The organism is Bacillus sp. 17RED48 (assembly GCF_019837545.1).
Lineage (GTDB): Bacteria > Bacillota > Bacilli > Bacillales > Bacillaceae_G > Bacillus_A > Bacillus_A wiedmannii.
The window spans coordinates 47746-67450 of the sequence record NZ_JADAXG010000004.1 but is presented as its reverse complement, the minus strand read 5'-3'; the positions used below and the strand labels follow the sequence as shown (position 1 = coordinate 67450).

General features: G+C 33.6%; 25 protein-coding genes and 2 pseudogenes. 20 read left to right on the top strand and 7 right to left on the bottom strand.

Annotated features, from left to right (window positions below):
- Nucleotides 1-84 precede the first annotated feature (84 nt).
- The 4 genes from tdcB (at nt 85) to ILT06_RS17415 (ending at nt 4691) form a co-directional block, all read left to right on the top strand.
- Nucleotides 85-1086, top strand: coding sequence for a bifunctional threonine ammonia-lyase/L-serine ammonia-lyase TdcB (tdcB, locus tag ILT06_RS17430; RefSeq protein ID WP_064474145.1), 1002 nt, complete (start codon nt 85-87; stop codon nt 1084-1086).
- A 449-nt stretch (nt 1087-1535) separates the two neighbouring features.
- Nucleotides 1536-2648, top strand: coding sequence for an RNA-guided endonuclease TnpB family protein (locus tag ILT06_RS17425; protein WP_064474146.1), 1113 nt, complete (start codon nt 1536-1538; stop codon nt 2646-2648).
- Between the two features lie 185 nt (nt 2649-2833).
- On the top strand, nt 2834-3304 hold the full coding sequence (locus tag ILT06_RS17420; protein WP_064474147.1) for a MarR family transcriptional regulator: 471 nt from the start codon (nt 2834-2836) through the stop codon (nt 3302-3304).
- A gap of 157 nt (nt 3305-3461) precedes the next feature.
- Nucleotides 3462-4691 (top strand): MFS transporter, encoded by a 1230-nt coding sequence (locus tag ILT06_RS17415; RefSeq protein ID WP_064474148.1) that lies wholly within the window; start codon nt 3462-3464, stop codon nt 4689-4691.
- A 273-nt stretch (nt 4692-4964) separates the two neighbouring features.
- Here ILT06_RS17415 and ILT06_RS17410 read toward each other — a convergent pair whose 3' ends face one another.
- Nucleotides 4965-5294 carry a YkvA family protein gene (locus tag ILT06_RS17410; protein ID WP_064474149.1) on the bottom strand — a complete coding sequence of 110 codons (330 nt, stop codon included), beginning with the start codon at nt 5292-5294 and terminating at the stop codon, nt 4965-4967.
- Between the two features lie 245 nt (nt 5295-5539).
- On the opposite strand from ILT06_RS17410, the gene ILT06_RS17405 reads away from it, so the two are divergent.
- A complete protein-coding gene (locus ILT06_RS17405) occupies nt 5540-6226 on the top strand; it encodes an MBL fold metallo-hydrolase (RefSeq protein ID WP_064474150.1) in 687 nt (228 codons plus the stop codon).
- Nucleotides 6227-6267: 41 nt separating this feature from the next.
- On the opposite strand, the gene ILT06_RS17400 is transcribed toward ILT06_RS17405, so the two are convergent.
- Nucleotides 6268-7026 (bottom strand): hypothetical protein, encoded by a 759-nt coding sequence (locus ILT06_RS17400; RefSeq protein WP_098625554.1) that lies wholly within the window; start codon nt 7024-7026, stop codon nt 6268-6270.
- Nucleotides 7027-7088: 62 nt separating this feature from the next.
- Between ILT06_RS17400 and ILT06_RS17395 the strand changes: the two genes are divergently transcribed.
- From ILT06_RS17395 to ILT06_RS17375, 6 genes and pseudogenes are all read left to right on the top strand, one after another.
- Complete coding sequence (locus ILT06_RS17395) at nt 7089-7358, top strand: hypothetical protein (protein WP_064474152.1); 270 nt, start codon at nt 7089-7091, stop codon at nt 7356-7358.
- A gap of 73 nt (nt 7359-7431) precedes the next feature.
- Nucleotides 7432-8784, top strand: coding sequence for a DEAD/DEAH box helicase (locus tag ILT06_RS17390; RefSeq protein WP_064474153.1), 1353 nt, complete (start codon nt 7432-7434; stop codon nt 8782-8784).
- A 191-nt stretch (nt 8785-8975) separates the two neighbouring features.
- Nucleotides 8976-9249 (top strand): annotated as a pseudogene (locus tag ILT06_RS33095) (hypothetical protein).
- Between the two features lie 39 nt (nt 9250-9288).
- Complete coding sequence (locus ILT06_RS17385) at nt 9289-9447, top strand: hypothetical protein (protein WP_218012029.1); 159 nt, start codon at nt 9289-9291, stop codon at nt 9445-9447.
- A 594-nt stretch (nt 9448-10041) separates the two neighbouring features.
- The gene (locus ILT06_RS17380) at nt 10042-10377 is read left to right on the top strand and encodes a DUF1064 domain-containing protein (protein WP_081257102.1); all 336 of its coding nucleotides are present in this window, start codon (nt 10042-10044) and stop codon (nt 10375-10377) included.
- A gap of 123 nt (nt 10378-10500) precedes the next feature.
- Nucleotides 10501-10650, top strand: a complete 150-nt coding sequence (locus ILT06_RS17375) for a hypothetical protein (protein WP_176546182.1) — start codon at nt 10501-10503, stop codon at nt 10648-10650.
- A gap of 136 nt (nt 10651-10786) precedes the next feature.
- Here ILT06_RS17375 and ILT06_RS17370 read toward each other — a convergent pair.
- Nucleotides 10787-11110: pseudogene (locus ILT06_RS17370) on the bottom strand (exosporium leader peptide); the annotation flags it as partial.
- Nucleotides 11111-11581: 471 nt separating this feature from the next.
- On the opposite strand from ILT06_RS17370, the gene ILT06_RS32560 reads away from it, so the two are divergent.
- A complete protein-coding gene (locus ILT06_RS32560) occupies nt 11582-11716 on the top strand; it encodes a hypothetical protein (protein ID WP_255449673.1) in 135 nt (44 codons plus the stop codon).
- A gap of 264 nt (nt 11717-11980) precedes the next feature.
- Here ILT06_RS32560 and ILT06_RS17365 read toward each other — a convergent pair whose 3' ends face one another.
- Complete coding sequence (locus ILT06_RS17365; RefSeq protein WP_154132031.1) at nt 11981-12193, bottom strand: hypothetical protein; 213 nt, start codon at nt 12191-12193, stop codon at nt 11981-11983.
- A 68-nt stretch (nt 12194-12261) separates the two neighbouring features.
- Here ILT06_RS17365 and ILT06_RS17360 point away from each other — a divergent pair, with 68 nt between their 5' ends.
- From ILT06_RS17360 to ILT06_RS17350, 3 genes are all read left to right on the top strand, one after another.
- Nucleotides 12262-12426: a hypothetical protein gene (locus ILT06_RS17360; RefSeq protein ID WP_206354168.1), complete on the top strand. Its 165-nt coding sequence runs from the start codon at nt 12262-12264 to the stop codon at nt 12424-12426.
- A gap of 54 nt (nt 12427-12480) precedes the next feature.
- Nucleotides 12481-13191 (top strand): class I SAM-dependent methyltransferase, encoded by a 711-nt coding sequence (locus ILT06_RS17355; RefSeq protein WP_000787500.1) that lies wholly within the window; start codon nt 12481-12483, stop codon nt 13189-13191.
- A 120-nt stretch (nt 13192-13311) separates the two neighbouring features.
- Entirely contained in the window at nt 13312-13719 is a 408-nt protein-coding gene (locus ILT06_RS17350; protein ID WP_064474156.1) for a VOC family protein, read from the top strand.
- Between the two features lie 49 nt (nt 13720-13768).
- Here ILT06_RS17350 and ILT06_RS17345 read toward each other — a convergent pair whose 3' ends face one another.
- Entirely contained in the window at nt 13769-15454 is a 1686-nt protein-coding gene (locus ILT06_RS17345; protein WP_081257103.1) for an alpha-keto acid decarboxylase family protein, read from the bottom strand.
- Nucleotides 15455-15561: 107 nt separating this feature from the next.
- On the opposite strand from ILT06_RS17345, the gene ILT06_RS17340 reads away from it, so the two are divergent.
- From ILT06_RS17340 to spoIISB, 5 genes are all read left to right on the top strand, one after another.
- Entirely contained in the window at nt 15562-16044 is a 483-nt protein-coding gene (locus ILT06_RS17340; RefSeq protein ID WP_064474158.1) for a MarR family winged helix-turn-helix transcriptional regulator, read from the top strand.
- Between the two features lie 166 nt (nt 16045-16210).
- Nucleotides 16211-16948 (top strand): 2,3-diphosphoglycerate-dependent phosphoglycerate mutase, encoded by a 738-nt coding sequence (gene gpmA / locus ILT06_RS17335; RefSeq protein ID WP_064474159.1) that lies wholly within the window; start codon nt 16211-16213, stop codon nt 16946-16948.
- A gap of 332 nt (nt 16949-17280) precedes the next feature.
- Nucleotides 17281-18021: a type II toxin-antitoxin system SpoIISA family toxin gene (locus tag ILT06_RS17330; protein ID WP_064474160.1), complete on the top strand. Its 741-nt coding sequence runs from the start codon at nt 17281-17283 to the stop codon at nt 18019-18021.
- Nucleotides 18022-18133: 112 nt separating this feature from the next.
- A complete protein-coding gene (locus tag ILT06_RS17325; protein WP_064474161.1) occupies nt 18134-18259 on the top strand; it encodes a hypothetical protein in 126 nt (41 codons plus the stop codon).
- Between the two features lie 75 nt (nt 18260-18334).
- Nucleotides 18335-18511 (top strand): stage II sporulation protein SB, encoded by a 177-nt coding sequence (spoIISB, locus tag ILT06_RS17320; protein WP_064475198.1) that lies wholly within the window; start codon nt 18335-18337, stop codon nt 18509-18511.
- A 43-nt stretch (nt 18512-18554) separates the two neighbouring features.
- Here the strand turns inward: spoIISB and ILT06_RS17315 are convergent, their stop codons facing one another.
- Nucleotides 18555-18830, bottom strand: a complete 276-nt coding sequence (locus ILT06_RS17315) for a hypothetical protein (protein WP_064475199.1) — start codon at nt 18828-18830, stop codon at nt 18555-18557.
- A 26-nt stretch (nt 18831-18856) separates the two neighbouring features.
- Entirely contained in the window at nt 18857-19651 is a 795-nt protein-coding gene (locus ILT06_RS17310) for a hypothetical protein (RefSeq protein ID WP_176713062.1), read from the bottom strand.
- Nucleotides 19652-19705: the final 54 nt, after the last annotated feature.

Below are 19705 nucleotides of genomic sequence, written 5' to 3'. Positions count from 1 at the left end.
ACTTTTTCTTAATATAGATGGTTTCGTATAAAGGAGTTGCTACATACGAAAACTTAGGAATAGACCATTGGAAGAGGTGTTAGTATGATAACTAAAAAACTACCGTTACATATAGATGATATTAAAAAAGCCCAAACCATTTTAGACAGAAATGCTCGTAAAACGCCACTAGTAAAATCTTTTTATTTGACTAGTAAAACAGGTGGAGAAATTCACTTGAAATTAGAAAATATGCAATTAACCGGTTCTTTTAAATTTCGTGGTGCGTTTAATAAAATGTCACAGTTGACAGATCAAGAAAAAGAGAGAGGAGTAATTGCTTGTTCCGCTGGTAATCATGCGCAAGGAGTTGCTTTATCTGCTCATTTACTTGGTATTAAGAGTAAAATTGTGATGCCAATTTCTGCCCCTCAGGCGAAAGTTGAAGCAACTAGAGGATATGGATCAGAAGTGATTTTATACGGTGAAACTTTTGATGATGCGAAGGCAAAATGTGAGGAGATTATTAAGGAAACAGGTGAAACATACTTACATCCATATGACGATATAGAAGTAATGGCTGGTCAAGGTACAATAGGATTAGATATTCTTGATGATATGTGGGATGTAGATACTGTCATTGTACCAATTGGCGGAGGTGGAATTATTTCTGGTATTGCTGTTGCATTAAAATCTTTTAATCCATCCATTAATATTATTGGTGTCCAAGCAGACAATGTTCATGGGATGAAGGCATCTTATGACAAAGGTACGATTGTAGAGCATTATGAGGCACCTACTATAGCAGATGGTTGCGCAGTTAAAATACCAGGCGATTTAACTTTTGAAGTAGTAAAAGAATTAGTAGATGATATTGTAACTGTATCAGAAGGTGAATTAGAAGTAGCGATGAAAGACTTATTACAACGCGGTAAAGCTGTTGTAGAAGGGGCTGGCGCATTAGCTACTGCTGCTCTACTTGCAGGGAAAGTGGATCCATATATTAAAGGGAAAAAGGTAGTCGCGGTTATATCTGGTGGAAACGTAGACCTGCAGCGCATTTCCAGTGTTTGTGAGCAATTTTTTGTAGCCAATGAAGTGAAATAGTATTTAAAAAACATAAATTTTATGGAAGAAGAGCTAAGACAACTAATCTTAGATCTTACTTTTTGTTTACCGTGTAGGGCATATTATAATATACATGCTTTATTTTCCGTATAGTGAATTATTATATTTTATCGTCTACTTTCATAGATAACTCAAATAATTATATCAATATTGTCGAAACGGAAACAGAAATTTAACGTATTATCCGAAAGAAGCCTCCTTCCTCAAGCGTGTGAAAGACGAAAGTCTAGCGGTAGGTGGGGGATGAATTTCGATTTGGCGTAGCCAAACATTTGGTTTTCCTATTTTTTTCGCCTCTGATATAATCATTCTTATAAGAGGTAAAGTTTGGTATAACAATGAAAGTAGATAATAATAATGTAATGTTCAGGTTGTATAATCACCTTCATAGCTTATGGGAAATGAAGCGAAAACTGAGGTGAATGGAAATGATAAAGCAGAATAAGGCGTACAAATTTCGTCTGTATCCTACAGAAGAACAAGCACATCTCATACGTAAAACGTTCGGATGTGTACGCTTTGTGTATAATAAAATGCTGGCTGAGCGGAAAGAAATATACGAAACATATAATGAGAACAAGGAAGAGCTGAAGAAACAAAAATTCCCTACTCCTGCGAAATACAAAGTGGAGTATGAATGGCTGAAAGAGGTCGATTCCTTAGCATTGGCTAACGCGCAATTAAACTTGCAAACTGCGTATAAGAACTTTTTTAGTGGTCAAAGTGATTTTCCTACATTCAAAAGTAGAAAGAGTAGAAAATCTTATACAACGAATCGCGTAAACGGAAATATTATGTTATTTCATGGTTATATCAAATTACCGAAATTGAAAATGGTGAAACTGAAGCAACATAGGGAGATACCGCCAAGTCATATCATCAAATCGTGTACGATCTCGATGACACCTACTGGTAAATACTATGTGTCCATCTTGACTGAATATGAAAAAGAGATTGTACAAAAAGAAGTACAAAATGTAGTTGGATTAGACTTCGCAATGGCTGAATTATATGTGAGTAGCGAAGATGAGAAAGCCAATTATCCTCGCTTTTATCATCAGATGTTAGACAAATTAGCGAAGGAACAACGAGTATTAGCCAGACGTGTGAAAGATTCGGTACGCTGGAATAAACAACGCATTCGTGTAGCGAAGTTGCATGAAAAGGTCGCAAATCAACGTAAGAATTTCCTTCATCACAAGTCTAAAGAATTGGCTACTCATTTTGACGTTGTAGCAATCGAAGATTTACATATGAAAGGAATGTCACGAGCACTTCGCTTTGGTAAGAGTGTAGCTGATAACGACTGGGGGATGTTAACGACATTTTTAGCATATAAGCTACAAGAACAAGGAAAACAGCTTGTGAAAATAGATAAATGGTTTCCTTCTACAAAGATGTGTAGTCGTTGTGGAAACAAAAAAGAAATGTCACTATCTGAACGTACGTATGCGTGTTCGTGTGGACTAACAATCAGTCGTGACTATAACGCAGCTATCAATATCAAAAAAGAAGCCATGCGGTTATTCGCATTGATATAAAACGTAAGAAATAACCTTTGGAACAAGGGAGTTTGCTCGGCTGTCTTAAGACAAATTCGTTAGCTATCAAAAGTAGCGATGAACCGAGAAGCCCCCACTCGGGGTAAGCTCGTAAGAGATACTAAGTGGTGGGTAGTTCACTATAATGGTTTTAACGTATGAATGAGCTGTTAGGAGGATAGACCATGAATAAGGAAGAACAGGTCATGAACGGTTTCAGGGAATTATATAATAAGATGGTTTGGCTTAATAAGGATAAAATGGAAGAAGGTCTTAAAGGTTTTAAGTCTTCTGAAGTACATTGTATTGAATACATTGAAAACAATTCCGATTCTAACGTGACACAACTTGCAGAGGCTTTTTATGTGACTCGCGGTGCAATAAGTAGAATGACTAAGAAGCTCATAAACAAAGGCCTTATCGAAAGTTACCAGAAATCAGAGAATAAAAAAGAAATCTATTTTAGGCTTACTGAACAAGGGAAAGAAATATATAAAATTCACGAGGAGTTGCACAATGAGTTTCAACAGCGGGATAAAGCTGTATTTGAGCAAGTAACCGAGGCAGAATTCGACAGTATAATTAACTTCGTGGAAAAGTATAGTAGGCATTTGGATGCAGAAATAAAGAAACAAGGTATACATATTAAGTCGTAAATTTGCCTGTTAATGCGAGATATATTTAAATAATAAAAAGGTAGCCTATTCACGGTAAGGCTACCTTTTTATTATTTTATTTTTGTTGACTAATCAACAAAACAGAGTTATTATTTTTGTTGACAAAGCAACAAAGTGTTTTGAGAGGAGAAATTAAATGTCTATTTTTAAATCAAAAAATGAAACTGAAAAAAACATAGATAAACATGCTTTAATATTCGGTCTTATTTCTGTATTTCTTTGTGGTATAGGTTTCAGTATCATTATGCCTGTAGTGCCATTCTTAGTGGAGCCTTATATAAGTAGTCCGGAAGAACAGGCTCTAGTTGTTACGCTACTGACCTCTGTTTATGCGGTCTGCGTGTTTTTCGCTGCTCCTGCACTCGGAGCTTTGAGCGATAAATATGGCCGTCGTCCATTACTTTTAATATGCCTTTTCGGTTCTGCAATCGGGTACTTAGTTTTTGGTATAGGAGGGGCTTTATGGGTACTATTTGCTGGACGTATAGTAGAAGGAATAACAGGCGGGAGCATCAGTACAATTTTTGCATATTTTGCAGATATCATTCCCTCAGAACAGAGAACGAAGTATTTTGGGTGGGTGAGTGCAGTGGTAGGTGCAGGAACCATTATCGGACCAACTCTTGGGGGATTACTTGCAAAGTTTGGTCATTCTGTACCTTTATATTTCGGAGCACTTATAACTTTATTAAATGTTTTATATGGGATGAAATATATGCCTGAGAGTCTTGACAAAAATAATAGGCTAAAAGAAATTACTTTTGTAAGGTTAAATCCTTTTGCACAGATGGCAAACATACTTTCCATGAAAAACTTAAAATGGTTACTTGTCTCAGCGTTTTTGCTTTGGATACCTAACGGATCTTTACAAGCAATTTTTACACAATTTACGATGGATACTTTTAGCTGGAAACCTGCACTAATCGGACTTATGTTTTCAATTATGGGCTTTCAAGATATCATTTCACAAGCTTTTATAATGCCAAAGCTTTTGATCAAGCTTAGTGATAAACAAATAGCAATACTTGGGATGGTTTCGGAGATTATTGGTTATAGTTTTATTGCAGCATCTGCTTTGTTTTCACTGTATCCACTACTTATCGTTGGAATGTTAATGTTTGGTTTTGGGGATTCAATTTTCGGGCCTTCATTCAATGGGATGCTCTCAAAGTCTGTCGATTCTAGTGAACAAGGAAGGATCCAAGGCGGTAGCCAATCTATTCAAGCTTTGGCAAGAATGATTGGTCCAATTATTGGAGGACAAATTTATGTATCGCTTGGTCATGCTGCACCTGCTTTTATGGGGATGATGCTTATAGTAGTGGCAATAGCAGTTTTGTATAGGGGGACGCATGTAACTGTATAAACTATCTGCACTAATATGGTCTTTCTTTATATAAGGATGTCTCTGCGGGAATCTTTCCTGAATGAATTGAATAACAGATAAATATAAGAACAAATAATAGGGAGTCAGAACTTAGGAACAAGTGCTGGCCCCTATTTGTTTACGGCTTGAGAGCTAAGAGAAATTAAGAAAGTATTCTGTAATGATCTCATGGTGAAGGTTAAATAGAACTATCAATAATTAAAGTTAGCTTTTTTGAAAGTAAAAAGCTAGGTAAATGACTAGACAGTATCATTATACTTGTACTGAAGTAAATAATGACTCCATTTTTACTTTGCTCTTTTCTCGAATTTCAGCGTCCGCATGGCGCATTACAAATTTATGCGCTATAGCAATTGCTAAAACATCATCTAATAAGCCAATCCCAATAATAGCAGCTATATCTGGAATGAAGTCGATTGTTAATACGTAATAGGATAAAGCGGCTAAAATTATAAATTTCGCTTTAGTAGGTAACCCTTTTTTTCTCATTGTGTAGTATAAAATAATACTTTCATATACGCTAGATTTCCCGAGGCTTGCTGAGCTTTGTTTGAATTTTTTCCAAAGTGTCTGTTTCTCCATATAAACACTCCTTTTACAAAAACATAGATTTTTTAAAAGGATAGACAAAAAAGTGAAGGAATAATCAATTTTATTATTTATCTTATTGTATATTTCCATAAAAATAAGGAATTACCTGTTCAAAATAATAGAATGTTTGTTATGTAACGACTCACATTGTTTCGTTACATAAGTATGTACAGTAAAATGTATGTGGATGATTTATTTATTATTAAACATTTAATAAGCGGTATGGGGGAAGAAAAATGAAGATAATAGAACTACCAATTGAATTCGAATTTAACGGTGCAAAACAATGTATTTATCCGAGCTTACTTATATTAAACAAGGAATTAACTTTAGTGGATACGGGTTATATCAATTTTTTACCTTTAATTGAAGTCGCAATTGTAAAACATGGGTATGAGATGAAAAACTTAAAAAATATAATTATTACTCATTATGATGACGATCATATAGGATCTTTATATGATTTCAAAGTGAAATATCCTCACGTTAATATTATTGCTAGTGAAATTGAATCCAACTACATTAATGGTGAAATAAAATCGGAGAGACTAGTCCAAGCTGAAGAAATGTTACAACGTATGCCAATTGAAGAAAAAGAATTTGGTAAGTGGTTTATACAACAATTAAAAAATATAAGACATATTTCCGTCGATGAAAAAGTATATGATGGTCAAATGATTTTGAATGATGAATGTCAAATAGTAGCGACCCCTGGACATACTTCGGGGCATATTTCATTATATTTTCCAAATTTAAATTGTGTAATTACAGGGGATGCGGCCGTTCAAAATAATTGTGAATTAGAAATAGCTAATCCGGATTTTTGCTTAGATATAGAAAAAGCGGAAGAATCTTTAAAGAGAATTAAAAACCTTAAAGCAGCAAGGTATTATTGCTATCATGGAGGAAAACTCACTGTATGAATTAAAAAACCGATCTTTCCTATATCGAAAAGATCGGTTTTTTAATTCATAGATTTTGCAAGTCTAATCAAATCATTAACACTGTATTTTCTTTTTATGTATAGTTTGTTACCAATGGCGATTTTATATTGAAAACCGTCCTTCTGAAAGATAAGTTCATATGCTAAATCAAAATGAGGATTATATACTGCCTTTATATTATGTTTTAAAATGTAAAATTTAGTTCCCTTATGTACATATTGATCTAATTTATGTTGAACTGGTGAAACAGTGATTTTAAAAATCCTATTACTATCTTTATTGTAGTATCGTAGTTCTAAGTAATCGTTATAGATGTACCCTTGAAATTCGTGAATTTCGAACGGGAATTTTGTAGGTGTTAGTATATGACGCTTAATCTTCAATTCATATTCTTTTACAATAGTAGCTTCTTTCATAAGAGGGTTAGTTCCATCATAAATTTGATTAATTCGAGATATTTTATTATTCTTTGTTACTATTTCTAAAATGCAACCGATAGTAAATCCATCATCAGTGTCTTTGGAATAAGAAATAAGGACTGTGGTATCTTCTTTTGGAGATGGTACTATTTTAATTTCATGAATAGGTTTTTCCTTTTGGAAAGTAGGTAGTTCAATCCCTTCTGTTACATATGACTGCATTAATTTTTTATCATTTTTGAATAAAGCATGTTTAAATTCACTTATCACATTTGTTTGAGATTTTGCCATAATAATTGAGGTCGATTGAAAATATAGTAAGAAAAATATGCAAAATATCTTTATGAATGTAGTGGTCAATTTCATCACCCTTTAACTATGTTTCCGTAAATTTGAAATATATATGTATAGGAGGGGAGAAGATGAGTTTATTGCTTGATGTAATAATGGCTATAATTACATTTTACCCTCGAAATGACATGAAATTAAAACATCATATTGCCAACTTAAGTGAATTTGAGTGGTTTCGAAGGCTACACGAAGATACAAAGTATACAAGATTAATTTGGAGTAATAGAAAAATTAAGAAGTATATTTTGAATTCGGCAAATATGGAAGCATTAATAAATTTCGAGAAAAAACAAAAACAATTTGTCCAACTAGTACTCGATGAATATAAAAAAAGAAGATAAGAATTTTTTTATTTTTCATATTTGGCGAAACAAATGGTACAATGAAAGCTAATGTGAAAAATAAGGAAAAGAAGTGGTCTATTTGAAAAACTTTTTAGAATTAGGAATTAGTGAAACTTTTAATCATACATTACGTGAAAATGGAATTACAGAAGCAACACCAATTCAAGAGCAGGCAATTCCTGTTATTATGTCAGGTAAAGATATTATTGGGCAGGCGAAAACAGGAACGGGTAAAACGTTAGCATTCGTGTTACCGATTTTAGAAAAAATCAATCCAGAGTCTAGTGATGTTCAGGCTTTAATCGTTGCACCAACAAGGGAACTAGCACTGCAAATTACAACTGAAATTAAAAAAATGCTTGTTCAAAGAGAAGATATTAATGTACTAGCGATTTATGGCGGGCAAGATGTAGCACAACAATTGAGAAAATTAAAAGGCAATACACATATTGTTGTTGCGACACCAGGACGATTATTAGATCATATACGTCGTGAAACAATTGATTTAAGTAATCTTTCAACAATTGTACTAGATGAAGCGGATCAAATGCTTTATTTCGGTTTCTTATATGATATTGAAGATATTTTAGATGAGACACCTGATAGTAAACAAACGATGTTATTCTCAGCAACGATGCCAAAAGATATTAAAAAATTGGCGAAACGTTATATGGATGAGCCGCAAATGATTCAAGTACAAAGTGAAGAAGTAACGGTAAATACAATTGAGCAGCGTGTCATTGAGACGACAGATCGTGCAAAGCCAGATGCACTTCGTTTTGTTATGGATCGTGATCAGCCATTTTTAGCAGTTATTTTCTGTCGTACAAAGGTTAGAGCAAGTAAGCTTTATGATAATTTAAAAGGACTAGGTTATAATTGTGCTGAACTTCATGGTGATATACCTCAAGCGAAACGTGAAAGAGTTATGAAGAGTTTCCGTGAAGCTAAAATTCAGTACTTAATCGCAACCGATGTAGCAGCTCGTGGACTTGATGTAGATGGTGTAACGCACGTATTTAACTTTGATATCCCTGAAGATGTAGAAAGTTATATTCACCGCATTGGCCGAACAGGACGTGCAGGTGGATCAGGTCTTGCAATTACATTCGTTGCAGCGAAAGATGAAAAACATTTAGAAGAAATTGAAAAAACGCTTGGTGCACCATTGCAAAGAGAAATAATCGAACAACCGAAGATAAAACGTGTAGATGAAAATGGAAAACCGGTACCAAAGCCGGCTCCAAAGAAATCAGATCAATATCGTCAAAGAGATAGCCACGAAGGTTCAAGAAGTGGTTCAAGAGGTGGCCCAAGAAACGATTCAAGAAATAGTTCGAGAAATGATAACAATCGATCATTTAATAAGCCAAGTAATAAGAAAAGTAGTGCAAAACAAGGTCAGCAAAGACGTGGCCGTTAAATAGTTATAATTTTAAAAGAGTCGCAAAATATTGCGGCTTTTTTTGCTTGTATACAACAAGGGTGATACCGAGAAAAAACGGAAATTTCATTCACCGTATTTAAAATGAATTTTAAAACTTATAAAGGGAATTTTATAGTCCAAAACCAGTAGAGCAAGGGTATTACTACCATGTCGCAATTCAAGAACAAGTGCAACTTATGTACGAACAATATTTAATCGAAAAAAAAATCGAGAGAAAACAATTCGTACTAGCGCCCTGATGATGATACGGGTTATGAAAAAATCAATTGGTATAACGATAAGAAAACATTTTTTGCTAACAAAGAATTGGACGATTTGGTGAAAGAAATTCGTAACACATTCAAACGGTACGGGAATGTTATGCTGCAGCAAAAAGAGAACGGAACTTATTATGTCTACTATTTCGGCAGAATACTTTGGTTGAAAGAAAAGGTAATGTAGCGAGCGAGTATTTTCATTACACATTCCGCAATTATCGAAATGGAACAAGAGAAGTTTATGAAGGATTTAACTCGTATTGGGATACGATCGTTGGAAACTGGAAAACTAATTTGTTCGTTTTGCTCGATGGGGAACTTGAGAAGCACAACTGCCATCCTTATTGGGAAATTGCTTACTACGACGATGAAGGTAATGTAGTACGAAGTTACCTGAAGGGATAGTATGCGATATAAGAAAAAAGGACTAGCAGTCGTACCTGCCGTCCTTTAATAGGAGAAAAAGTATTCTTGTTTAGAACTACGCATAAACAGAAAATCTGCTTGTAATTAGCTTTACCTTAAATGTACGTGTCTATACAAAAAGGGATAAGTAAAAAATACTTATCCCCAGGAAGGGAAATCCCAAGCACCAAAATGGTTCGTATTGGTCTGCAGGTTCAAAAGTAGTATATGTAAAACGAAAAATCTCATACAAAAAGCAGACAACGATTTTGGTTGTCTGCCAGTGAGTTCAATGAGTTAGCTAATTGTAATAAATTGCATCCCCATTACGAGAAGAGTGAAGCTGCTAGTTCAAACAGCTTGTTGGTATTATTTTCGATTTCTTAAAAAATATACAGAGAAAGCAGATAAGTGAAGAACCTACCTGCTTCTGCTGTAACAAAAGAAAGAAGTATTAGCCGTGGACACGGCGGCTTGAAAATAGTATGTATTTTTATTTGAAAAATATTCAAGGGGTGAAGAAACATGGAACGTTTGATAAATGATGTCTGTGAAATTAATCAGCTAATTAATAAAACAAAAGAGAAAAACAAAGAGCAAATATAACAATAAAAAGGTTGAGCTAGATGGTTGTATCTTTAATTCAGAAGCCGAGTCTAAATATTATGAGCTGTTAAAAGAAAAGCAAGGTGCAGGTGAAATACAGGCAATCGAATTGCAACCATCGTTTGTTCTACAACCTGGTTATAAAAAGAATGGCAAACGGTTTGATGCAATTACATATAAAGCAGAATTCATGATCTATTTGCCAAACGGTGATGTAAAAGGTGTAGTAACTGACATCTTTAGTATTAAAAAGAAAATGTTCGAATATTATTTCCCACATTTGTCGCTTGTTGCATCTTGATTATATAACGTTATCAGAACAAATAGTGCGAATGACAGCAATCTTAACAAGTGTTTTACGTTGGATTTATATATTTTAATTTTTTTATAAATGTCTGAATTAATGTATAGGAGGAGTTACGTTATGTTCTGCTTAGAAATCATTATAGGATCCGTATTAGGTTCGTTTGCTACTTGTGGCTTACTCTATTTTGGTTTTAGAGCAGAGGAAAATAAAATAGCGGTTATGCAAAAAATAATGATGGAAATAAAGTTTAATACAATTTGTTTATGATGTATATTAATTTTCAGATATCGGATTTGCTTAGTAACAAAAAAGTCTCTCCAATCAGATTTGAAGAGACTTTTCTTTCACATATCATAGCAATTTAGCTCGTGTTAAATTAGGATTTAAGTTCATTCTAAGATGTTTATGGCGTACCGATAGTTACTGCCAGCAATGCAGCAATTCCATCTAAAGCTTCCTGTACTGTAGTAGGAGGAAGAGGAGCCTAGTTTGCTGGATTATTAGGTGTATAAGCTAAATCGAAAGCATCATCAACTCTAATTAAAGATGTATTTGTTCCTATAAGATTTATTCGGGAACGAATAGGTAATGAATCAACTGTCGCTCTGACTCTTGTAATATCGTTATTAGCGCCGTTGACAAATGAATTTCCAGAATTAGGGCTGGGATTGAAGATGTTTTCTGTAATAGCAAAGCTGGTTAAATTTAAGGGGGCAATTGGAATATGAAATTTCTTTTTAAATTCACTCATTTTTACACCATCCTTATCATTCATTCACCCACTTACACACTACAACTTATGAATTGGTTAACACACAAGTATAAGAAAAAGGCCCTTGAAAATTAAAATAAATAAAAAAATAAGCCCTTATGTCACAAATATAAACCCATTCCATAATATATAAGGAACATGGGTTCACTCCAAAAAGCTTTTAATATATATAAGGGAGTCCGCTTCCTAAATCAATACCGTTGAACCTGTTGCTTCTGTCGGTAAAGTGAATGACGAAAAATAGATAGGAGTGTTGAATCGATTAAACTTGATTTAACCGCAGTTCCATGTAAAACAATATTTTCTTCATTCATACCTTCATCTCCTATGATTGCTCGTCATAGGAGGTGAAGGTAGCAAAAAGCAAATCATGAAGTTGGAAAGCAATTATATAAAAGGGCAAGGATTGTTAAGGGGAATTAAAGAATGTATCGTAGTGAATGGAAAATACAAGAAGAATTATACGATTATAATGGTTGGATAATATACGATTATAATGGTTGGATAATATACGATGGTGAATGGGGTGAAGTGGACAAGCGTTTTTATTTTATAAATTAAACAAAAATTTCATTTAATAAGTATTCAAAAATCAAAAAAGAGCACTCAATAAAGTGCTCTCGTGACGAGATTCATTTTGTAATGACTATTTCAAATTATAAAGAAAGGAACACAGAATATTATATGTGCGTGTAGTCAATTGAGTTCGTTTTTTACAAACAAAGAGCAGCTAGAAAAAGCTAACTGCTCAATACTAGGAGATACAGAGAAGACTACTTTAAATGAATCTTGGCATATAGCCTAAATACAGTATTGACCGAATATTTATTTTAAATCCAATTTATTTAAAGTAAACATCCCAATAGATATAATGACTGCGCCTGCTGCAGAACCTAGCAAGTCTCTCCAGCCTAATGTATTTAGAGGTGTATCTGTTAAATCCATAATTAAGAAGAGAGCAAACATTAATACACCAAATGCTAAGCATCCCAAAAATGTTTGCAAATATTTAATCATCTTCTTTCGGAACTTGCTCATATACATCACCCTTGTTAACGCTTTATATTCTTATAAATAAATTGCGGAAATTTATGATTATTACCTTTATGCTCAATGCACAGAAGCTGATTGAGAGTGGCGATAAAAACCCAGCAGAAGCGTTAAAAGAAACATTGAATCCACGGAATGAAGAAGCTGTTAAAATGGTTAGCTGTACTTGGATTTTAAAGACAAAAACTCCTATTGAATATAGGAGTTTTTTCTTTGTTTGAAAGTTCAAAAAGATATATAATAATTTTCTGACTATTAAATTTGGAGGGGTATAAATGAAAAATGAAACGTTGCATACTCAAGAAGATATTAATAAAATGCTCGATTCGTTATTAAGACCGGCAGAACCATTTTGGAATGAATTTTATGAGAATAGAGAAAAAGATGTTCCGTTTTTTGAAAATGTTCCAGATGAGAATCTAGTTTCGTATATCCAAAAAAAGCGGGTTTCAAAAGGAAAAGTACTAGAACTTGGATGTGGTCCGGGTAGAAACGCAATTTATCTAGCAAATAAAGGATTTGAAGTAACAGCAGTGGATTTATCTATAGAGGGCATTAATTGGGCGAAAGAGAGGGCGTTAGCAAAAGGAATAGAAATCGATTTTATTTGTGATTCGATTTTTAATTTAGAGTGTCAAAATGATTTTGATTTTGTGTACGATTCGGGCTGTTTACATCATATTCCACCGCATAGAAGAATAAATTATGTGAATTTAATTAAAAACTCCTTGAAATCGGGTGGTTATTTTGGATTAACATGTTTTTCGGCAGGTGATTTAGATGAGCGAAATGGATCAGAAATAACAGATTGGGATGTATATAGAGGATGGAGTCTACAAGGTGGCCTTGCATATTCAGAAGAAAAATTAAGAGATATATTTGACGAGTTTGAAGTGATCGAAATTAGAAAGATGAAGCAAATTGACCAACCAAATACTATGTTTGGAGAATCATTTCTTTGGACAGCATTATTTAAGAAGAAATAAGAAAGTAGATAATTGACAAACTCATCGTTTTTATAGACAATATATTTATAAGAATATACGTTCGGTTTTTGCTTGCCGGTGTATGTTTTGCATAAATACATAACAAGGGGTTGTCTCTATATGAGTAACACAAATCAAAAAATTACTACGTTTTTAATGTTTGAAGGTAAAGCTGAGGAGGCGATGAATTTTTACACGTCGCTATTCGATCAATCAGAAATTGTAAATATCTCTCGCTACGATGAAAATGGACCTGGTAAAGAGGGAACTGTAATTCATGCAACTTTTACGCTAAATGGACAAGAGTTCATGTGTATTGATAGTTATGTAAAGCATGGTTTTACATTTACACCATCTATGTCTCTTTATGTAACTTGTGAGACGGAAGAAGAAATTGAAACGGTCTTTCATAAACTAGCACAGGATGGATCTGTACTAATGCCTTTAGGTTCTTATCCATTTAGCAAAAAGTTTGGCTGGTTAAATGATAAATATGGTGTGTCTTGGCAGTTAACGCTTGCGGAATAAAAATTTAAAAAGAAAAAGCGTAGCCTATTTATAGTTACGCTTTTTCTTTTTAAGAATTTTGCTTGCCGAATCTTTCACCGAGTTTAGCTAACAATTCAGGCTGATCCTCTTGGCTCATTACAACTTCAACAAAGATAAGTCGATTCATATTAAAATTTATTTTAGTTAAGACTTCTGCTAACTCTATTTCATTTTTCACTTTAAATGTTTGGCATTTTTCTTCTGATCCGAATACGTTTGCTAGTTTCGTGTAATCCCATATTTGTATGTCATTATACGGTTGATTTTGGCCGTGAATTGCACGTTCAACAGTATATCCATTGTTATTGATTAAAAATATAATCGGTTTTAAATTTTGCCGAAGTATAGTCGATAACTCTTGAACAGTTAATTGGAAAGAACCATCACCAATAATTAAAATGTTACGCCGTGATAAATCAGCGAGCTGTGTACCGAGTAGAGCAGGTAATGTATAACCAATTGATCCCCATAATGGTTGTGCTACATATGTAGTGCTATTTGGTAAAGGGATAGCGGCACTACCGAAGAAAGGCGTTCCTTGCTCTGCAATTAAAACATCGTTTTCTTGTAAGAAATGGTATATTTGTTGCCAAAAACGTTTTTGTGTAACCATTTGTGCTTTTGGATTGAACTCTTCTGTCATAGATAGTGATTCTGAAATAAAGGGCTTCATTTCAAGTGTTTCCTCAATACGATGTTTGATTAAATCACTTAATTGTTCTAAAACATCTTTCATTACAACTGGTCCGTATTTTTTATCAATAATTTTCACAGTATAGGGATGGATTTCTATAACTTGCTCTTTCGTAAAACCTTGTGTAAAGCCGCCAGTAATAGTATCAGTTAATTTCACACCAATACTAATAATACAGTCAGATTCATCAATTCTTTTTCGTATGTATGGAGAACTAACATCCCCAGTATAAATTCCTATAAATTGAAGGTGTTTTTCAGGGAATATTCCTTTTCCCATACTTAACGTTGCGATAGGAAACCCAGTTTTTTCTACGAATTGATGCAAATATTCTTCCGCATGAAAACGAGCCACTTCAAAATCAGCTAAAATAACAGGTTTTTTGGCACTGTTTATTTTTGAAGTCGCATGTAGAAGCATTTTATCCAGCGCATCTTTATTACTTAAAACTGGTTTATGTAAAATTGGTTCCGTAGGTTTATTAATTGGCTTATTATATACATCAATCGGTAATTGAATATGAACAGGGCGTTTCTCACTCCAACATGCACGTAACACACGGTCAATTTCCTCAGCGGCATGCTCAGGTGTTAATTTTGATTGTGCTACCGTGATTTCTCTATACATATTGGAGAAATGATCGAACTTTCCATCACCTAACGTATGATGAACGAGTGCTCCATTTTCCATTACTGTTGTTGGTGGTGTCCCTGTGATTTTTATAATAGGTACGTTCTCTGCGTATGAGCCAGCAACGCCGTTAATGGCGCTTAACTCTCCAACACCGAAAGTGGTAATAAGAGCCGCGATTCCTTTTATACGAGCATATCCATCAGCAGCATATGCTGCATTTAGTTCATTACAATTGCCAACCCACTCTAACTTTTCATGTGCTACTACGTCATCTAAAAAAGCCAAATTATAGTCACCAGGGACACCAAAAATATGCTCGATTCCTAATTCGCTTAGTCGGTCTAGTAAATATGTACTTACTGTATATTGCGTTTTCAATTGAATCATCTCCTAATTGTGCAGTGAATATTTCAATAGACTAAAGAAGTTCCAATGCGTTCATTAAAATATTGATTACTGGATTGTGGTATAATTTACATACAGGGGGAAAGTAGATGACACAACATAAAGAAGAACAGATGAATGAAGCATTAGCATTATTTTACTTTGCATATAAAACATTTACTGAAAAGCCAGATGAAATTATAAAAGAGTATGGCATACAACGAGTACATCACCGAATTTTATTTTTTATCGCACGCTTTCCAGGTATAAGCGTAAATGAGTTATTATCACTGTTAGAAATTAGTAAACAAGCTCTTCACGGACCACTACGACAACTTGTGGAAAAGGGCTTAATTGAGAGTAATGAAGCTACACATGATCGCCGTGTGAAACAGTTATCTTTAACAGAAATAGGTGTAGATTTAGAGAAAAAATTGAGCGATGTTCAAAGACAACAAATGGGTGCTATTTTTTCAAAATTTGGTGAATCGTGTGAAGAAAATTGGCATCAAGTTATGAATGAAATGGCAAATAGCCGATCAGGTTTTGATGCTTGGATGTCGAAGCGAGAAGTTGTAATCGATCAAACATAATAAGAAATATATCTGTTTTATAGTTTGAAAAAGAACAAATTTTATCCATACATTTGGCAACTATGGATTGGTCATAGAGTGAATGGATAAAAAGATACATTACTAGATACTTTATACGTGTACGCAATGGAACAATACAATTCACATTTCCGAGAGGGGAATTATTATGATAAAACTTGTACTTATTCGTCACGGACAAAGTTTATGGAATCTTGAAAATCGCTTTACAGGATGGACAGATGTAGATTTATCAGAGAATGGATTAAGTGAAGCGAGAGAAGCAGGAGCAATATTAAAGAAAAACGGATATACTTTTGATGTAGCTTATACATCTGTATTAAAACGAGCAATCCGGACGTTATGGATTGTACTTCATGAGATGGATCTTGCTTGGGTGCCAGTACATAAATGTTGGAAGCTAAATGAAAGACATTACGGTGCATTGCAAGGGTTGAATAAAGATGAAACCGCGAAAAAATATGGTGAGGAGCAAGTTCATATTTGGAGAAGAAGTATTGATGTAAGACCACCTGCTCTTACTGAGGATGATCCTAGATATGAAATGAATGATCCAAAATATAAAGCACTTAAAAAAGGTGAGTTTCCATTGACTGAATGTTTAGTGGATACGGAGAAAAGAGTACTTGATTATTGGCATTCAGAAATTGCGCCATCATTAAAAAGTGGTGAAAAGGTAATTATTTCATCACACGGTAATACGATTCGTTCGCTAGTGAAACACTTAGATAACCTTTCAAGCGATGGTGTTGTTTCATTAAATATTCCAACGAGCATTCCACTCGTGTATGAATTAGACGATGATTTACGTCCGATTCGCCATTATTACTTAAGTATGGACGGAGAAGTACCAGAAGGGGAAATTCCGAAACATATTTCTTTTTAACATGAAAATTTGAAACGCATGCTTGTCTACATATACAATGTAGATTCATGATAAAGTGAAACTTTAATCAGTGGGGGGTTCATCCCCATTGATTATTAGTTGAACCAATCGGGCTTTTAAGGGCAGTTGATCCCCTACCTAACTTCTATGCTTTCGCTAAATTTTCAGGTGGAGGTCTTACTGCCCGTTAATGCGTGGTAAAAGACGTGGCACCTTCTAATGTATATGCGATATTGCTAAATTTAGAAGCTTGTCCACGTCTTTTGTCATAAAGAGAGCTACTTGTGCATGTAATGATATCGTGAGTAGTTTTTGAATGGAGGGTGATGTCATTGGTGATCTCTAACATTCGAATCGGCTTATTTATTTTAGCAATCGTTTTTCTAGTTCTTGTTTTCTTTTACTGGAGAAATGAAGAGCTCTACGAGGAGAAGAAGCAACGAATTAGAAAGACTTGGTATGGGTTGTTTATAATATTAGTCACCGTGTATTTCATGATAAAAGGAATTGATTTAACCCTCTGGAAAAATCTTTTAATGTTCACTGCAATGGTTATTTTCGTTGATATCGCATTTATTTTAACACCAAATATTTCAGAAATATGGGGAGCGAAATTTAGCGATATCGGTAAGACTGTTCAATCGATAAAACGGTCATTAATTGCTTCTAAAGCAAGAGGAGAAATATACACAACAATTATTCAAAATGTTAATCCAGCAGTATTCGGTACAATGGAATGGCATACGGAAGAGGAATATACAAAGAGCTTAAACGCATTTTTAGATTCGTATGGAGAAAAGATTGGTGCGAAAATTGTTGTATTTGAAGCGGCAAAAGAATTAAATACAAACTTTCGTGGTATCCGTTCTCAATTTAGTATTATCATTCCGTTAGAACACATTGAGCAATTGAATGAACAGAAAGCGGTGCAAGTAGAAAATGTCGGAATAATACCAGCAAAAATGGTGAGTGATGTTTTCATTGTTATTGATGGGAAGAAAAATAACCTGCAAGATCGAGATTTTGAAAATGTATATAATTTAACAATACATCATAGTTATTTTAGTAAATAAGGACAGGATTTTCTTCTGTCCTTTTCACTTATACATAAAGGGAAAGCAAATTTAGACAAACTTGTATAAAATCGGACAATCATTCCTACACTAGCACGTAGAGGTGATTGTAGTGATAAAAGATTATGACAATGATTTTTTTAAAGAAGAAAATGAAGATACAACTGATTTCTCGTTAATAAAAGGAGATACTTTGCAGCAAGTAGAAGAGTTAGAAGAAGAATTAAAAAGAAAATGATACGTGTACACGCTGTCTACATTTGCGATATAATATAAATAGAAGATTGTATCTTTTTGAAGAGGGGGAGAAGAGATGGCTGAAGTAAACGTACAAAAATCTTCATTTTTTAAAGAAAAAAAAGAAGAACCAAATACAGATTTCTCTCTTGTGAAAGGTGCATTGACTCAAAATATAGATCGATTAGAAAAATTTGTAGAGGCAATTCCATATAAGTATATAAAAAAGGGTAATTTAAAAGAGAATGCGTAAAAACATTCTCTTTTAAATTATCTCTTTATGATTTGTTTATGCGTTATTTCTTTTTTTGTTTAAAAATGATTTTATACATAAAATACCCAAGGGCTGCAAAAATGAATCCAATAGCAGCACCAACTATTTGTTTCATAAACAATAAGTATAACGAAGCAATAATTAGGGTAAATAAGATTAAAATTAATACATACTTTGAAATAAATTCTAACCCTTTGTACACTAGTAGAATGACACCTGAAAGAACAGTGATGATAGGTAATATCCTATTTTCGAAAAAGCCTTCCTTTTTTTTGCTAGAATGCTGTTGTTTATTCAATATAAATATACTCCCGTCTTAAAGGATTAATCTTTTATTAGTTTTGTTATTTCATTTACGAAAAGATTTTTGGTTAAATAGGTTATATCAAAGGAATCATTTATTATATTTCGAGTTAATAGCCATTGGGTGTTGGGTGATTCAATAACAAAGAATCCATTGTCAGAAATAACCTCATTCTTTTCGGTTGTATCTAGACGCATAATAGTGTAAATAGACTGTGTTGTTTTTAAATCTATTATCAAATTTTCAGCATATAAGGAATTAAATCCATTCTCTATTAACATTGTTTTCCCTTCTTGAATAGACAAAGGGAAAAACTTTTCAATATTTTGTACGATATGGTTTGGAAGAGTTCCTACAATGTCACTGCCTTTTTCTTCTTGCTGAAATACTAGCTGTAATAAATTTTTAGATTCTAAAAATAATCTATCGTCTGAAATTTCTTCGATTTTATGTGCAATACCATCTAAACTCTGATATGTAACGTTTGAAGTGTTATCAATATAAATGTTAGCAGTAATCGTTGTTTCGTTTATAAAATCGATTTTTTGAAGTAATAATGAAAGTTGCGGGTTACACATAGTGTTGAATAATTTCTCTATACTCGGTTGTAATTGCATTTCTTTAGTTTGTTGATTAAAGTTTAACAATCCTCTAGCATAAAGGGAATGCGCTGCAGTCAATAATATTTTTTCGACATCTGCTTTCTCTAGTTCATCATAAATAAGACTTAGTAATTCTTTTGCATAAGTTTGATTTTCTTTGGAATTCATTAGAAATGCTAATTCTTCTATAGAAACAATTTGTTTTTTATTCATAGCTCTGAAAAAGTCTAATTAGAGACTTTTTTTACCTCATTTCTTCAATTGATT